Annotated in this window: 14 protein-coding genes and 1 tRNA gene; 10 read left to right on the top strand and 5 right to left on the bottom strand. The window is 74.0% G+C overall.

The window, feature by feature from the left end:
- Positions 1 to 42 precede the first annotated feature (42 nt).
- Complete coding sequence (locus tag AAFN69_RS02695) at positions 43 to 1,539, bottom strand: serine/threonine-protein kinase (protein WP_347726572.1); 1,497 nt, start codon at positions 1,537 to 1,539, stop codon at positions 43 to 45.
- A 129-nt stretch (positions 1,540 to 1,668) separates the two neighbouring features.
- A complete protein-coding gene (locus AAFN69_RS02690; RefSeq protein ID WP_347726571.1) occupies positions 1,669 to 2,217 on the bottom strand; it encodes a DNA-binding protein in 549 nt (182 codons plus the stop codon).
- 181 nt (positions 2,218 to 2,398) lie between these two features.
- Between AAFN69_RS02690 and AAFN69_RS02685 the strand changes: the two genes are divergently transcribed.
- The 6 genes from AAFN69_RS02685 (at position 2,399) to AAFN69_RS02660 (ending at position 7,437) form a co-directional block, all read left to right on the top strand.
- A tRNA-Ala gene (locus tag AAFN69_RS02685) sits at positions 2,399 to 2,471 on the top strand.
- A gap of 299 nt (positions 2,472 to 2,770) precedes the next feature.
- Positions 2,771 to 3,391, top strand: coding sequence for a sigma-70 family RNA polymerase sigma factor (locus AAFN69_RS02680; RefSeq protein WP_347726570.1), 621 nt, complete (start codon positions 2,771 to 2,773; stop codon positions 3,389 to 3,391).
- Positions 3,391 to 4,227 (top strand): zf-HC2 domain-containing protein, encoded by an 837-nt coding sequence (locus AAFN69_RS02675; protein ID WP_347726569.1) that lies wholly within the window; start codon positions 3,391 to 3,393, stop codon positions 4,225 to 4,227. Before AAFN69_RS02680 ends, AAFN69_RS02675 begins: the two co-directional genes overlap by 1 nt.
- Positions 4,224 to 5,126 carry an ABC transporter ATP-binding protein gene (locus AAFN69_RS02670; RefSeq protein WP_347726568.1) on the top strand — a complete coding sequence of 301 codons (903 nt, stop codon included), beginning with the start codon at positions 4,224 to 4,226 and terminating at the stop codon, positions 5,124 to 5,126. The genes AAFN69_RS02675 and AAFN69_RS02670 overlap by 4 nt, the downstream gene beginning before the upstream one ends.
- A complete protein-coding gene (locus AAFN69_RS02665) occupies positions 5,123 to 6,742 on the top strand; it encodes an ABC transporter permease (RefSeq protein ID WP_347726567.1) in 1,620 nt (539 codons plus the stop codon). The genes AAFN69_RS02670 and AAFN69_RS02665 overlap by 4 nt, the downstream gene beginning before the upstream one ends.
- Positions 6,730 to 7,437: a hypothetical protein gene (locus tag AAFN69_RS02660; RefSeq protein WP_347726566.1), complete on the top strand. Its 708-nt coding sequence runs from the start codon at positions 6,730 to 6,732 to the stop codon at positions 7,435 to 7,437. Before AAFN69_RS02665 ends, AAFN69_RS02660 begins: the two co-directional genes overlap by 13 nt.
- A gap of 37 nt (positions 7,438 to 7,474) precedes the next feature.
- Here AAFN69_RS02660 and aztA read toward each other — a convergent pair whose 3' ends face one another.
- Positions 7,475 to 8,182, bottom strand: coding sequence for a zinc ABC transporter ATP-binding protein AztA (gene aztA / locus AAFN69_RS02655; protein WP_347726565.1), 708 nt, complete (start codon positions 8,180 to 8,182; stop codon positions 7,475 to 7,477).
- 50 nt (positions 8,183 to 8,232) lie between these two features.
- On the opposite strand from aztA, the gene aztB reads away from it, so the two are divergent.
- From aztB to aztD, 4 genes are read left to right on the top strand one after another with little or no spacing between them, the layout of a single operon-like run.
- Complete coding sequence (aztB, locus tag AAFN69_RS02650) at positions 8,233 to 9,099, top strand: zinc ABC transporter permease AztB (protein ID WP_347726564.1); 867 nt, start codon at positions 8,233 to 8,235, stop codon at positions 9,097 to 9,099.
- Positions 9,096 to 10,316 carry a hypothetical protein gene (locus AAFN69_RS02645; protein WP_347726563.1) on the top strand — a complete coding sequence of 407 codons (1,221 nt, stop codon included), beginning with the start codon at positions 9,096 to 9,098 and terminating at the stop codon, positions 10,314 to 10,316. The genes aztB and AAFN69_RS02645 overlap by 4 nt, the downstream gene beginning before the upstream one ends.
- The gene (gene aztC, locus AAFN69_RS02640; RefSeq protein ID WP_347726562.1) at positions 10,313 to 11,245 is read left to right on the top strand and encodes a zinc ABC transporter substrate-binding protein AztC; all 933 of its coding nucleotides are present in this window, start codon (positions 10,313 to 10,315) and stop codon (positions 11,243 to 11,245) included. Before AAFN69_RS02645 ends, aztC begins: the two co-directional genes overlap by 4 nt.
- A gap of 38 nt (positions 11,246 to 11,283) precedes the next feature.
- Positions 11,284 to 12,477, top strand: a complete 1,194-nt coding sequence (aztD, locus tag AAFN69_RS02635) for a zinc metallochaperone AztD (protein WP_347726561.1) — start codon at positions 11,284 to 11,286, stop codon at positions 12,475 to 12,477.
- Between the two features lie 257 nt (positions 12,478 to 12,734).
- Here the strand turns inward: aztD and AAFN69_RS02630 are convergent, their stop codons facing one another.
- Positions 12,735 to 12,929 carry a hypothetical protein gene (locus AAFN69_RS02630; RefSeq protein WP_347726560.1) on the bottom strand — a complete coding sequence of 65 codons (195 nt, stop codon included), beginning with the start codon at positions 12,927 to 12,929 and terminating at the stop codon, positions 12,735 to 12,737.
- A gap of 102 nt (positions 12,930 to 13,031) precedes the next feature.
- On the bottom strand, positions 13,032 to 14,213 hold the full coding sequence (locus AAFN69_RS02625; protein WP_347726559.1) for a helix-turn-helix transcriptional regulator: 1,182 nt from the start codon (positions 14,211 to 14,213) through the stop codon (positions 13,032 to 13,034).
- Positions 14,214 to 14,306 lie beyond the last annotated feature (93 nt).

Raw genomic sequence — 14,306 nt, 5'->3', positions numbered from 1 at the left:
CGGAAGTGAAGCCGCTGGCGGGGTGCGGGCCCGGGCCGGTTCTCAGCCCTGGGAGAGGGCCCAGAAGCCCACGGCGTAACAGATCAGCGCCAGCAGCAGTACGGGGACGACGACCTTGCGCGGCGGCCCCTGGCGGCGGCGCGCGGGGCGCGGGCGCGGGACGGGGGCCGGTGCGATGCGGACGTCCGGCAGCGGGGCCGGCTGATACGGCACCGGGAGCAGCGGCCCGGTGTCCGGGGTCCGGGGATGCCGCTCGGGCACGTACCCCAGGGGATAGCCGGTGACTCCGTACGCCGGTGCGGCGGCGGAGGCGGGTGCCGGTGCCGGTGCCGGTGTCGGTTCCGCGGCCACGGGCGGCGGGGCGGACGGAAGGACCGGGTGCGGCGGCGGGGTGGGCGGCTGTGCCGGGGGCGGCGGGACGCCGAAGGAGCCGGCCGATATCGCCGGGGACACGGGCTGCCGCCCGGTGCCGGGCGGATGGGGCGGCGGGGTCGCGCCGGAGGGCGGCCCGGGTATGGGAGGCGGGGAGGGCGTGCCGTCCGGTGGACTCCCACCGTCCGCGCCGGTCCCGGTCCCGGTGCCCGTGCCCGTGCTCGTGCCGGTACCCGTGCCCGTGCGGTCCGGGCCGTCGCCGGCGCGGGAGCCGTTCAGCGGGTCCCGCTCGGGCCCCTCCGGCCCGAAGCCCGGCGGCAGCGGACCCAGTTGATCGAAGATCTCCACCGGTTCGTCGTCGGGCCCGGTCTCCGGCAGCAGTTCGACGGCCCCCGCCAGCGCCTTCCGGGCTCCCGTCGCCGTACGGAATCTGGCCCCCGGATCCGGCTGGAGCAGCCCGGCCAGTACCTGCCACAGCGGCTCCGGTATGCCCTGGGGCGCGCCCGGGGTGCCATGGGCCGCGAAGTACTCGGTCAGCGCCGGTGAATCCGGTTTCCGGCCCTCCAGGAGATAGAGCGCCACCAGGCCGACCGCGAAGAGATCGGCCGGGAAATCCGGCTCGGCTCCCGACATCTGTTCGGGGGCGAAGTAACCCGGCGTGCCCACGACATAGTTGGTCTCGGTCAGCCGGGGCTCGCCCTTGCGCATCGAGATCCCGAAATCCGAGAGCCGCAGATGCGGGCGGCCGGTGCCGGTCGCCTCCAGCAGGACATTCGCCGGTTTGATGTCCCGGTGGACGACTCCCTCGGCATGGACCGCCGCGAGCCCGGCCAGCAGCTGATCGAGCAGCGCGCACACATAGCGGGGCGGCAGCGGGCCGTAGTCGCCGATCACATGTGCCAGTGAGCCACCGCCCACCAGATCCATGGTGAACAGCACCTTGTCGTCGTCCGCGGCCCAGCTCGCCGGGGCGAGAACATGCGGGTGGTCGATCCGGACGGCCTGCTCGCGGACGAAGCGCAGCAGGGTGTACGCGTCGCTCTGCTGGAGCACCTTGGCCGCCACATAGCGCCGGCGCCGGCGGTCCCAGGCCCGCCACACGGCGCCGACACCACCGCGACCGATCGGGTCGACCAGCTCGTACCGGCCGGCGAAGACCTCACCCATGGCGCTGCGCCCGCTCCCCGTTCCCTCGTGCGGCCCCGGCCCCCGCGCCGGACCTGTGCCGCCCCCGTGTCGGATCCGGTGCCGGATCCCGTACTGGCCCCGCTGCGCCGAACCCGGCGTCCGGGCTGATCAGTTCTGGTGCGACTCGTAGTGCGCGACGGCGTCCGCGGTGCGCCCGGCCCCGTACACCCGGAGAAACTCTGCCAGTTCCGGATGGCTGGGGGCGAGGGAGTCCGCCGCGTCGATGATGTCCCCGGCCGCCGCCACGGACCGCAGCAGGGACTGGATCTCCCGCACCACCCGGCGCACCGTGGGCGCCCCCGAGCTGTTGGTGGTCTGGCTGTTGGCGGTGAGCACGGATCCCCCCTGCGACTTCTTGATCTCCTCCATCCGGTCGGTGGCCTCGGCGGCGCTGACACTGCCGTCCGAGACGAGGCTCGCCAGCTCCTGGAGGGCCTGGACCCGCTGGACCACGGCGGGGTTGCCGATCTTCGCGCGCTGGCCGCTCATCAGCTGGGAGAGCATCGGGGCGGAGAGACCGAGGACGGCGGCGAGGCGGGCCTGGTTGAGCCCGAGATCGTCTATCAGCCGGCGGAAGAGCGCGCCCAGAGGTTCCCCGTACCAGCTGCGCTGCAGCTCCCTGGCTCTTGCGGTCGTCTCCTGCTGAGCGGCGTCCATGCGCGTCTCCCCATCGCTTCCCCAAGCGGGCTTCGCTGCTGCGAACCACGACGAGCATCTTACGGAGAGTGGTCGTTCACCGGGAGTCCCCATCCTTTTGCGGGAATCCGGGGGACACCCGGTATTCTGGTCCACGGCGGTCGCCGGAACTGATGGTCCGGGTGGTTGCCGTCACCCGTTCGGGGCCTTAGCTCAGTTGGTAGAGCGCTGTCTTTGCATGGCAGATGTCAGGGGTTCGACTCCCCTAGGCTCCACTTGTTGAATGCCCCCTGATCTGCGGAAACGCAGTTTCAGGGGGCATTTTCGCGTGGGCCGGGAGGCCCGGTCCGCGGGCGTGCGGGGGCGTCGGCGCGCGCCGTGCCGGGGCCCTGCGGCGCCCGCCCCCGCCGCTCCCTCCCCTCCGCCGCGGCCCCGGGCCGGAAGCGCGCCTTCCCGGTGACTCGTCATACCGGCGGGTGAAGGCGGGCCGGGGCCGGCCCTTCGGAAAGTCGTACGTGATCCAGGTCACATGGGAATCGTGAACCGGGGACCCTCTCCGCTCCGACGAGGGGGTGTGAGTCCGACAGCGGTGGAAGAACCCGACGACGGCGCCCTGCTGGCCGCGGTGTGCGAGCGCGACCGCGCGGCGTTCGAGGCGCTGTACCGCCGTTACGCGCCCTGGCTGATGGCCCGGCTGCGCTACCGGTGTGCCGATCCCGCGCAACTCGACGACATCGTCCAGGAGGCCTTTCTGTCGGTGTGGCGGGCGTGTGCCGAGGGGAGGCAGCCGCAGGTGCGGGACTTCGCCGGCTGGCTCTGGCGGATCGCCGACCGCCGGCTGTCCGACGCCGCCCGGGCGGGGGCCGGCCGGGGCCGTCTCCAGCGGGCGCTCGCCGCGGTGCGCCGGGCCGTCACCCCGTCCGCGGAGGAACAGGCCCTGGATTCCGGTCATTTCGGGCCGCTGTACTCGGCGCTGGGGCGGCTGCCGCCCGAACTGCGGGTCGTGATGCAGGCGACCGTACTGGACGGACTCACCACCCGGCAGACCGCCGAGCGGCTCCGGCTGCCGGTCGGCACGGTCAAGACCCGGGCGATGCGGGCGCGCGGGCGGCTCCGCGACGAGCTCGCCAAGGACCGCGACCGGTCCCGGGACGGGGAGCGCCCCGGTCCCGCCGGCGAGGAGAGGAAGCAGTGATGACCGACTGTCCGCCCCCACCGCACCCCGCGGGCGAACTGCTGGGCCGCTACGCGCTCGGCGGTGCCGCCCCCGGGGAGCGCGAAGGGGTCGAAACCCATCTGGACGGCTGCGCCCTCTGCCGTGCCCGGCTCGCCGCGCGCACCGACCCCCTGCCGGTCGAGCGGGTCTGGCGGCGGCTCGACCGGGCCGCCGATCTTCCCGTACCGGGCCCCTGGGAGCGGCTGCTGCTCCGGATCGGGGTGCCCGATCACGCGGCGCGGCTGCTGGCGGCCACTCCGGCGCTGCGCGCGGGCTGGCTCTGCGGCACCGTCATGACCCTGCTCCTGTCCGTACTGCTCGTCCGGCTCTCCGGGCCGGGCGCGGCGCCGACCGTCTATCTCTCGGTCGCCCCGCTGCTGCCCGCCGCCGGGGTGGCCGTCTCCCTGGGCCTGCACTGGGATCCCGGGTACGAGCTGGGGCGGATCGCCGCGCCCAGCGCCTTCCGGCTGGTGCTGCTGCGCACGGCGATGGTGCTGGCCACCACCGTGCCGCCGGCCGCCGCCGCCGCCTTCGCCCTGCCGGGGCCGGGGCCGGGGCTCGCCGCCTTCGGCTGGCTGCTGCCCTCGCTGCTGCTGACCGTGGTGAGCCTGGTGCTCGTGCCGAGGATCGGTTCACTGCCCGCCGCCGCGACCGCCGCCGCCGGCTGGACGGCCGCGGTGGCCCTGACCCGCGGCTCCGATGTGCTCTTCTCGCCCGCCGGCCAGTCCGTGCTGGCCCTGCTGCTGGCCGCCGGGCTGGCCGTGCTGCTGCTGCTCCGCGCCGACTTCGATCTCGACAAGGGAATCCGTGCATGAATGCCGATCGACCCGGTGACGACCACACTGCCGCCTCCGTCAGCGGTCTGACGGTGCGTTACCGCAAGAAATACGCCCTCGACCGGGTCTCGCTGACCCTGGGCGCCGGGGTGACGGGGCTGCTGGGCCCCAACGGGGCCGGGAAGACCACGCTGTTGCGGGTACTCGCCACGGCGCTGGTCCCCGGCGAGGGTGAGGTACGGGTGCTCGGGCGGGATCCCCGCGTACCCGGGCAGCGGCGGGAGATCCGCCGCCGGCTGGGGTATCTGCCGCAGAATCCCGGCTTCCACCGGCACTTCACCGCCTTCGAGTTCGTGGACTATGTCGCCATCCTCAAGGAGCACACGGTGCGCGCCGCCCGTCACGACGAGGTGCGGCGGGTGCTCGGCGCCGTGGGGCTGGCCGATGAGCGCGGACGGAGGCTCAAGGCGCTCTCCGGCGGGATGCGGCAGCGGGTGGCCCTGGCCGCCGCGCTGATCGGGGATCCGGAGCTGCTGATCCTGGACGAGCCGACCGTGGGGCTCGATCCCGGGCAGCGGCTGCGGTTCCGGGAGGTGATCGCGGAGCTGGGCGAGGGCCGGCCGGTGCTGCTCTCCACCCATCAGACCGAGGACGTCGCCGCGCTCTGCAACCGGGTGGTGGTGCTCGGCGGGGGACTGGTCCGCCACGACGCCACCCCGGGGGAGCTCGGTGAGCTGGCCCGGGGGAAGGTCTGGTTCAGCCGGGACCGCGATCCGCGCGCCGTCGCGGGCTGGCGCACCGGCACCGGGGTCCACCGCAATATCGGTGTCCCGCCGGCCGGCGCGGAGCTCGCCGAACCCACCCTGGAGGACGCCTGTCTGCTGCTGAACTCGGCTCCGTCCGGCGCACCGGAGAGCCCGAAGGGGGCGGCGGCATGAGCGCCGGGACCACGGGCACGGCCTCCGGCACCCGCACCCGCGAGGACTCCCACCGCGCCTGGCCCGCCGTGCGCGCGCTGGCCGCCGCGGAGGCGTACCGGCTGCTGCGCCATCCGCTGATCCTGGGCACCCTCGTGGTCTGCTCCGGTCTGTGGATCCATGAGACGGCGCTCTCGCCGGTCGTCCACTACCCGGTGCTCCAGTACGAGGACCGGGCCCTCCAGCTCCAGCTGCTGCTGCCGGCCGCCGGGGTCTTCCTCGCCGCGCACCGGGCCGTTCTGCGGCCCGTCCGGGACGGCACCGGCGCCTGGTTCGACACCCTGGCCGTCGAGCCGTGGCAGCGGGCGGCGGCCCTGCTCCTGGCGCTGCTCCCGGTGACCGGGCTGGTCACCCTGACCGCCGGGGCCCGGACGCTCTGGCTGGTGCTCCTGCCCGAGAGCGTCGGCAGCCCCTCCCCGGCCGAGCTCGCCACCGGGCCGGCGGCCGTACTGCTCGCGGGGGTGCTCGCGGTGCTGACCGGCACGCTCTCCCGCTCCCCGGCCATGGGTCCGCTGGTCCTCGGCGCGGCCGGGATCGTCACCGTGGCGGCACAGATCAACCCCTCGCCCTCCGCCTCGCTGCGATGGCTGATGGTGGTGGTGATCGACGAGGGTCATCAGGGCCTGCCCGCCCGGCTGCTGGGCCGGCCGGCCGCTCTCCATCTGCTCTATCTCGTCCTGCTGGCCGCGGTTCTCGGCACCGCCGTCCTGCTGCTGTCCGGAGCGCGGGGACCGGGTGTACGGATCGCCGCGGCCCTGGCGCTGGCCGGGACGGTGGCGGCGGGCGCCGCCCAGCTGCGGCCCCTGAGCCCGTCGGTCGCCGAGGCGCGTACGCGGGTGGAGCACTTCCCCTCACCCGGTCAGCGCTGTGTGCGCGAGGGCCGGGTCACCTACTGCGCCTTTCCGGAGTTCCTGGACCGGCACCGGCAGTGGTCCGGGGTGGCGGAGCGGATACTGAGCCGGGTGCCGGAGCGGGTGCTGCGGGAGGGTTACACGGTGCGCCAGCGCATCGCACCGCTCACCGGCCCCGGCGTGGTGCTGGATGTTCCGCCGCTGCTGGAGGCGTGGGCCGCGGACGACCGCCGGGCGGGAACGCCGGGGGCGGCCGTGGTGGGTACGGAGTGGGGTGTCGGCTCCGACGGCGCGAGCGACGCCGTGGGCGGGTTCGCCTCCGAATTCGCCCACCGGGTGATCACGGCCGGCCCGTCCGGGGGCTCCGCCGAGGCCGGTGCGATGCCGCTGATCTGCGGGGGGCGCGGGGTGGTCGCCGTATGGCTGGCCGCGCAGGCGACACCGGAGACCCGGACCGCCCTGCGCTCGACGCTCGGCAGGAGCTCGGGCGACGGGGTCGGCTTCGGCGGCGTCCTCGCCACCGTGGACTTCGGGCGCGAGGAGGCGGAGGCGGCCATGAGGCTGCTCGATCTCCCCGGCGACGGCGTGGCGGAAAGGGTCGCCCGGCACTGGGACGAGCTCACCGCCGCCGGGACCACTCTGCCGAGGGCCGCCGGACTCCTGGGCGGCAGCGCCCGGGAACCCGCCGCACGGCACGCGGACAGCGAGGCCCGATGCGCACGCTGACCGGCCGGGGCCGGGCGGGGCGCCGCCCGTCCGCCGGGACGCACCGGATCGCGCGGACGGCCGCCGCGCTGCTGCCGCACGAGTGGCGGGCCGCGCGTGTGCTCCCGCTGTTCGCCGGCGCGGGCGCGGGCACGGCGGTCTGCGCCGTGCCCGTCGTCCTCGCGACGCCGCTCGAACTCGCCCCCGCGGTGCTGCTGACGCACTTCGCGGCGGTTCTCGGCGCCCTGGGCACGGCCTTCGTCATCGACGACCCGGCCGCCGCGACCACCTCCTGCTGCCCCTCCCCGCAGTGGCTGCGCCGACTGCTCCGGGTGACGGGCGCGCTGGTGGTGCTGGCCGCCGCCCGGGCGCTCCAGATCCTCCTCGTGCGCGGGGCGCTCCCGCCCGGTCCGGGTCCGGCCCTCCCGTACGGCGATCTGGCGGTGGAGTCGGCGGCCCTCGCCCTGCTGGTGATCGTCTTCGCCCTGCTGGGGCTGCGGTCCGCCGGGGGCCCTGGCGGCGGCACCCTGGCGGCGGCCGGCCCGGCCGCAGCCGTCATGGTGCTGCTTCTGCTGCCCCCTGAGGCGGAGTTCTTCGGCCCTCCGGAGGACGCCGTCCGCTGGGAGGCGGCCTCGGCGCGGTGGCTCGGGCTCCTGCTGGTGCTGCTGCCCGCGGCCGTGCTGCTGCTCTTCCGGCGTCCGTCGGGGCGGCGGTAGCGGTGGCTCCCACCCGGGCCGGCGCCGGTCCCCGGGCTCAGTGCGGCTGCCACGCCTGCTGGAACAGCTCATCGGTGAGGACGTCCCCGGGCGGGCCCTCCCGCAGCAGCCGTCCCTCCCACAGCAGCAGGCAGTGATCCGCCCGCCGGGCCGCCCGCAGATCGTGGGTGGCCTGGACCACGGTGATCCCCTGGGCGGTCACCTCCTCCAGCACCTCGGCGATCCGCTCCCGGGCGGCCGGGTCCAGGGCGGTCGCCGGTTCGTCCAGCAGCAGCAGATCGGCCTCCTGGGCCAGTCCCTGGGCGACCAGGGCGCGCTGCCGCTGTCCGCCGGAGAGTTCGCCGAGCCGGCGGCCGGCGAGCCCGCCGATGCCGAGCCGTTCCATCGAGGCGTCCACCACCTCCCGGTCGTGGGCGGAGAGCCGGCCGAGCAGCCCGAGATGTCCCCACCGTCCCATCGCCACGGTCTCCCGGACCGTGAGGGGCAGGGTGTCCGCGACCGCGCTCCGCTGGGTGACGAAGGCGGGCCGCCGGCCCGGCCCGGTGCCGACCCTGCCCGCTGTCAGCGGGATCACACCGGCCACCACTCCCAGCAGCGTGGACTTGCCCGAGCCGTTCGCCCCCACGATCGCGGTGGACGCCAAGGCCGGTATCCGGGCGGTGAGTTGACGCAGCACCCGCCGTCCCGGGTATCCGGCCGAGACCTCTTCCAGTGTCACGCGTGCCCCGCCGTCGGCGCCCGTCATGCGAAACCTCCTTTGAAACGATAATCATTTTCATTGTAGGGTCCCGGCTCATGGAGTGGTTGACCGGTCCTTTCGAAGTGACCTTTGTGCAGCGGGCGCTGTGGAGCGGCGTGCTCGTCTCGGCGATCTGCGCCCTGGCTGGCACGTGGGTGGTGCTGCGCGGCATGGCGTTCCTCGGCGACGCCATGGCCCACGGAATGCTGCCGGGCATCGCCGCCGCCTCGATGCTCGGCGTGAGCCTGACCATCGGCGCCGCGCTGAGCGCGGCGGCGATGGCCCTCGGAGTCTCCGCGCTCGGCCGCTCGCGCGGGCTCTCCCAGGACACCGGGATCGGACTGCTCTTCGTCGGGATGCTCTCCGCCGGAGTCATCGTGGTCTCGCGGTCGCAGTCCTTCGCCGTCGATCTGACCGGGTTCCTCTTCGGGGACGTGCTCGCGGTGCGCGGCGACGATCTGGTCCATCTCGGGATCGCGCTCGGCGTCGCCCTCGCCGCGTCCGTCCTCGGCTACCGGCCCTTCGTGGCCCTCGCCTTCGACGAGCGCAAGGCCCACACCCTCGGGCTGCGCCCCCGCCCGGCCCACGCGGCCCTGCTCGGGCTGCTCACCCTGGCCATCGTCGCCTCCTTCCACATCGTGGGCACCCTGCTGGTCTTCGGCCTGCTCATCGCCCCGCCGGCCACGATGCTCCGCTGGGCCCGCTCCATTCCGGTGGTGATGGCCGGAGCCGCCGTACTGGGCGCGAGCGCCACCTTCACCGGGCTGCTGGCCTCCTGGCATCTGGGCACCGCCGCGGGGGCGACGATCGCCGCCGCCGCGGTGGGCCAGTTCTTCCTCTCCTCACTCGCCGCCGCGCTCTGGAACCGCAGGGCCCCGCGGCTCTCCTCCGCACCGTCCAGGGAATCGGAGCCCGCCCGATGAGAATCAGCAGATCCGTGACCGTCTCCGCCGCGGCCGCGGCGGGAGTCACCGCCGCCCTGCTGGCCGGCTGCGGGAACGGCGACCCCGTCCGGCCGGCCCCGGCGGCCTCCGCCGCCCCGCCGCACGGATATGTCGAAGGCGCCGAGGAACGCGCCGAACCGCAGTCCCGGCTGGTCCTCGCCGACGCGGCGACCGGAGCGGTCCGGGTCCTCGACCCGGCCACCGGGAAGGTCACACCGGCGGCCACGGTGCCCGGCCCGCGCGGTGTCACCACGGACGGCAGATTCGCCCATGTCGCCGGAGCCGGCGGCACCCGGGTCATCGACAGCGGCGCCTGGACCACCGACCACGGCGACCATGTCCACTACTACCGGGCCGCGATCCGCGACCTCGGCGAGATCCCCGGCAGGCGCGCGGTCCGGGCCCACGGCGACCCCGCCCGTACCGCCCTCACCCACGACGACGGCACCACCGGCCTGCTCGACCGCACCGCCCTGGAGCGGGGCCGCCTCACCGCGCCCGTACCGGCGCCCGGCGGCGGGAGCGGCCCGGTGGTCCCCTACCGCGAACGGCTGCTGGTCTCCGGCACGGGACCGGCACGCGACACCGTGGAGATACGGGAGCGGGGCGGCGCCCGGCGCGCCGTGCTCCCCCAGCGGTGCGCCGAACCGCGCGGCGCGGCCGTCACCCGGCGCGGAGCGGTGCTCGGCTGCGCCGACGGCGCCCTGCTCGTCAGCGAACGGAACGGCACCTTCACCGCGCTGCGGATCCCCTACCCGGGCCCCGCCCCCGCCGCCCGCGACCGCGCCGCCGACTTCCGCCACCGGCCCGGCGCCACCACCCTGGCCGCCCCCGCCGGCCCGGACTCCGTCTGGCTGCTCGACGCCGCCGAACGCCGCTGGACCCGGGTGCGGACCGGCCCGGTCCTGGCCGCCAACACGGCCGGGGAGGGCACCCCCCTGCTCGTCCTGACCAGGGACGGAGTGCTGCGGGCGTACGACCCCGCGACCGGCCGCGAGACCGCCCGCGAACAGCTGATCGCCCCCGTCCCGGAAGGCGGGACCGGCACGGTGATCGAGATCGACACGAGCCGGGCGTACGTCAACGACGAGCGCGCCGCCAAGGTGTACGAGATCGACTACCGCGACGATCTGCGCACGGCCCGGACCTTCTCGCCCGGCCTCGCCCCCTCCTTCATGACGGAGACGGGCCGATGAGGCGCCTCGTCCGCACCGCCGTACTGCCGGCGGCCCTCGCGGTGATCGCGGTGGCGGTCTCCCTCACCGGGTGCTCGGCGGGCGGCGACGACGGCCGCCGGTCCATCGTGGTCACCACCAACATCCTGGGCGACATCACGCGTTCCGTCGTCGGGGCCGAGGCCGAGGTCACCGTACTGATGCCGGCCAACGCCGATCCGCACTCCTTCGGCATCTCCGCCCCGCAGGCCGCCGCCATCGAGCGGGCCGATCTGATCGTCCACAACGGCCTCGGCCTGGAGGAGAACGTCCTGCGGCATGTCGACGCCGCCGCGGAGGCGGGGGTGCCCGTCTTCGCGGCGGGTGCGGCGGTCGATCCGATCGACTACGGCACGGATGAGACGGCGGGCAGCCCCGATCCGCACTTCTGGACCGATCCGGAACGAGTGCACAGAGCGGTTGGCCTGATCGCCAATCAGATAACCAAGCATGTCGACGGGGTCGACGCCACAGCCGTGCGAGCCGGAGCGGACCGGTACCGGAAGGAGATCGCCGAGCTCACCCAGTGGATGCGGAAGAGCTTCGGCGAGATTCCCGTGGCCCGCCGCAATCTGGTGACCAACCACCATGTCTTCGGCTATCTCGCCCAGCGCTTCGGCTTCCGCGTCATCGGCGCCGTCATCCCCAGCGGCACCACCCTGGCCTCGCCCAGCGCCTCCGACCTGAAGTCGCTGGTGACCGCGGTCGACCGGGCCGGCGTACGGGCCGTCTTCGCCGACTCCTCCCAGCCCGACCGGCTCGCCCAGGTCCTCAAACGCGAGAGCGAACGGGACATCCGGGTGATCCCGCTCTTCTCCGAATCGCTCACGGAGAAGGGCGGGGGCGCCGGCACCTACCTGGACATGATGCGCGCCAATACGCGATCGATCGTCGCGGGTCTCGCCCCCTGACCCGCCCCCCCCGCTTCCCCCCTTTCAAGGAGAAACCCATGAGCACATCCATACGGCCCCGGATGGCGGCGGGCGTCGCCGCCCTGGTGACCGCGTCCCTCGCGCTGACCGCCTGCGGCACCGGGAAGGCGGACTCCACGGCCCCCGCCGGCGCCAAGTCCCCCGCCCCGGCGAAGCCCCCGGTCCCCAACCCGATCGTCGTCACCCACGACGGCGGCCTCCAGATCCTCAACGGTTCGACGCTCGCCCTCGCCGGAACCATCCCGCTGCCCGGCTTCAACCGGGTCAACCCGGCCGGTGACGACCGTCATGTGATGGTCTCCACGGACGCCGGATTCCGGGTGCTGGACGCGACCGGGCAGAAGTTCACCGATGTCGAGTTCAAGGGCCCCGAGCCGGGCCATGTCGTCCGCCACGCGGGCAGGACGGTGCTGTTCACCGACGGCACCGGCGAGGTCACCGCCTTCGACCCGAAGGACCTCAAGGGCCCCGGCAGGCCCGCGACCGACCGCTACACCGCACCCGCGCCCCACCACGGGGTGGCCGTCGAACTGGCGGACGGCACGCTGGTGAGCACCCTCGGCACCGAGGAGAAGCGGGTCGGCATCGAGGTGCTCGACGCGAACCGCGAGCGGATCGCGAAGAACGAGCAGTGCCCCGGCGTGCACGGCGAGGCGACCGCGGAGAACGAGGCCGTCGTCGTCGGCTGCCAGGACGGTGTCCTGATCTACCGGGACGGCGTCATCAAGAAGGTGAAGAGCCCGACCGCGTACGGCAGGATCGGCAACCAGTCCGGCAGCGAGCACTCCCCGGTCGTGCTCGGCGACTACAAGAAGGACGAGGACGCCGAACTCGAACGCCCCGAGCAGATCTCCCTGATCGACACGGAGACCGGCAAGCTGCGCCTGGTCGACCTGGGCACCAGCTACACCTTCCGCTCCCTGGCCCGGGGCCCGCACGGCGAGGCGCTGGTCCTGGGCACCGACGGCAGGATCCATGTCATCGACCCGGAGGCCGGGAAGGTGACCCGCACGATCCCCGTCATCGGCGAATGGAGCGAACCCCTGGACTGGCAGCAGGCCCGCCCGGCCCTCTTCGTCCGCGACCACACGGCGTACGTCTCCGACCCGGCGACGCGCGAGCTCCACGCGATCGACATCGAAACCGGGAAGCGCACCGCCTCGGTGACGCTCCCGAAGGCACCGAACGAGGTGAGCGGCGTCAAGCACTGACCCCGCTCCCGATCTCTCCGCCCCGCTCCGGGCCGGCCGCGCCGACATGGCGTGACCGGCCCGCGCGGCGTGTGCGCCGGGGAGGCGGAGCGGGAGGGGAGGTCGGGCGGCCTGCTCGTGGCAGGGGTGCGCGCACCGGATGTCGAGGATCGGTTTGCCGGCCGGGTTCCGGTCCTGGAGGCGGATGACGGTGGGTCCGTCGCACAGGCCGCATTCGCCGAGGTGGCACTCCGGCGATATCCGGCCGGCGCCGGTGGTCACCCGTTCCACGGTGTCAGCTCCCGGCCGCCCCGGTCGGGGCAGTTCTCGCGGGGGCAGGCGCACGGCGGGTAATCGCTGGACACTATCGGCGCCAGCGGCATCGGCGGCGCCTCCGGATCGCCGACCACAATCGTCGGCGAGACGGGGAGACGCTGCCCTTCAGGGCTCACCCGGTACACCCGCATCGTCATCACGACGAAGCCCTCCTCCTGGTAGCTGATCAGGTACGTCCAGCCTGTCGCCCGAAGGAGGGCAGAACGCTCACGGATTCGTGAGCGTGGTGAGCACCGGGATCAGAGGCCGATCCACTTCGCCATGCGCGCGAGCGTCTCCGGGCTGCGGCGGCTCAGGTGCACCAGCCCGGTGACCGTCTCCCGGGTTCCCGGGTGGTAGCGGGTCTGCTCGGGCGCGGCCCGGCGCGCCTCGGAGAGATGCTTCAGTGAGGCGTCCGGGTGCCCGGTCTCCATTTCGACCCGTGCCCGGTCGACCAGGAACCGTGCCCGGCGTGAGGTCAGTGTCGACGCGGGTGGCTTCAGCTTCCGGGCCTTGGCGAAGGCGTCGTCGTACTGCCGCATCGTGACGTGCGCCCCGAATTCGTGCATATCGGCATTCCGGCGCCCGAATGACAGCCAGTGGACCTCGGGGGCTTCCCCACCGACTCGGTCCGCCAGCTCCCGGGCCGCGGAGATGTGTCTGTCCACCGAGCCCCCGTCCTCCGCTCGTGCCGCGAGCGCGCTCGCGCCGAGATGCAGCTGCCCGGCGACGACGAGAGCCTCGCGCGAGGTCTCCCCCGCGAGCAGCCGGTGTCCGTCGGCGATGAGCAGGAGTCCGATCCCGTGGGACCCGCCCTTGTGGAGCAGGCCGCGCTTGTACTGCCGGAGGGCTGCGAGGCAGGGATCCGAGGCGCGTTCGGCGGCCCAGTGCATCCGGTCCAGGGCGAGCCGGGACAGATCCGGGAAGCCCAGCTTGAGAGCGATGTCGGCGGCAGTGCGGTAGGCGGAGGCGAGCGCCTGCCACACCGGTGTGGACGGGGCGGTCCAGACAGTGTGTGTCAGCTCCATGACGAGCCCGGGGAGGGCTTCGCCGGCCTTGCGGAGGTGAGTCGCCCGGACCTGCCGGCAGACCCGGTCCGCCTCGGCGACGAGGACCGCGACCGGCCGGGTGGTGAAATCCGGCACAGGGCCCAGGTCGTACTGGTCGAGCGCCTCACGGATCGGGCTCACCAGCGAGCCGAGACGATGGTGTGTGCCGGCCACGTCGGGCAGGAGCCCCGTCAGTGCGGTGGCGTCGATCCTGAGGCCGCGGGCCACCGCGGACACGAAGTCCGCGGTCGCGGGCTTGGACCCGCACTCGACCTGATTCAGCAGGCTGTACGAGTACGGAAGCCGGGCCGCCAGCTCCCGCTGTGAGAGGCCGGCCAGCCGCCGCTGGGCTCTGATGCGCGCGCCGATGTCATCGCCGTCCGGAAAGGACATGCCGGCCTCCGTTCCTGGCTCCTCATCCGGAAAGGTACCCGCGCGGAAGGGAGTTGGACCCACGACCGCTCCAGCCCACTCCCGGTGCGGGAG

Origin of the sequence: Streptomyces sp. CAU 1734, from assembly GCF_039888735.1 — a bacterium.
Taxonomy (GTDB): domain Bacteria; phylum Actinomycetota; class Actinomycetes; order Streptomycetales; family Streptomycetaceae; genus Streptomyces.
This window is presented reverse-complemented; position numbering and strand designations above follow the sequence as displayed.

Coding starts and splice junctions, on each gene's coding strand:
- AAFN69_RS02665 (WP_347726567.1), top strand. CDS start 5,123: ATGAGCGCCGGGACCACGGGCACGGCCTCCGGCACCCGCACCCGCGAG.
- aztA (WP_347726565.1), bottom strand. CDS start 8,182: ATGACGGGCGCCGACGGCGGGGCACGCGTGACACTGGAAGAGGTCTCG.
- AAFN69_RS02670 (WP_347726568.1), top strand. CDS start 4,224: ATGAATGCCGATCGACCCGGTGACGACCACACTGCCGCCTCCGTCAGC.
- AAFN69_RS02695 (WP_347726572.1), bottom strand. CDS start 1,539: ATGGGTGAGGTCTTCGCCGGCCGGTACGAGCTGGTCGACCCGATCGGT.
- AAFN69_RS02675 (WP_347726569.1), top strand. CDS start 3,391: ATGACCGACTGTCCGCCCCCACCGCACCCCGCGGGCGAACTGCTGGGC.
- AAFN69_RS02690 (WP_347726571.1), bottom strand. CDS start 2,217: ATGGACGCCGCTCAGCAGGAGACGACCGCAAGAGCCAGGGAGCTGCAG.
- aztB (WP_347726564.1), top strand. CDS start 8,233: ATGGAGTGGTTGACCGGTCCTTTCGAAGTGACCTTTGTGCAGCGGGCG.
- aztC (WP_347726562.1), top strand. CDS start 10,313: ATGAGGCGCCTCGTCCGCACCGCCGTACTGCCGGCGGCCCTCGCGGTG.
- AAFN69_RS02660 (WP_347726566.1), top strand. CDS start 6,730: ATGCGCACGCTGACCGGCCGGGGCCGGGCGGGGCGCCGCCCGTCCGCC.
- AAFN69_RS02645 (WP_347726563.1), top strand. CDS start 9,096: ATGAGAATCAGCAGATCCGTGACCGTCTCCGCCGCGGCCGCGGCGGGA.
- AAFN69_RS02625 (WP_347726559.1), bottom strand. CDS start 14,213: ATGTCCTTTCCGGACGGCGATGACATCGGCGCGCGCATCAGAGCCCAG.
- AAFN69_RS02630 (WP_347726560.1), bottom strand. CDS start 12,929: ATGACGATGCGGGTGTACCGGGTGAGCCCTGAAGGGCAGCGTCTCCCC.
- aztD (WP_347726561.1), top strand. CDS start 11,284: ATGAGCACATCCATACGGCCCCGGATGGCGGCGGGCGTCGCCGCCCTG.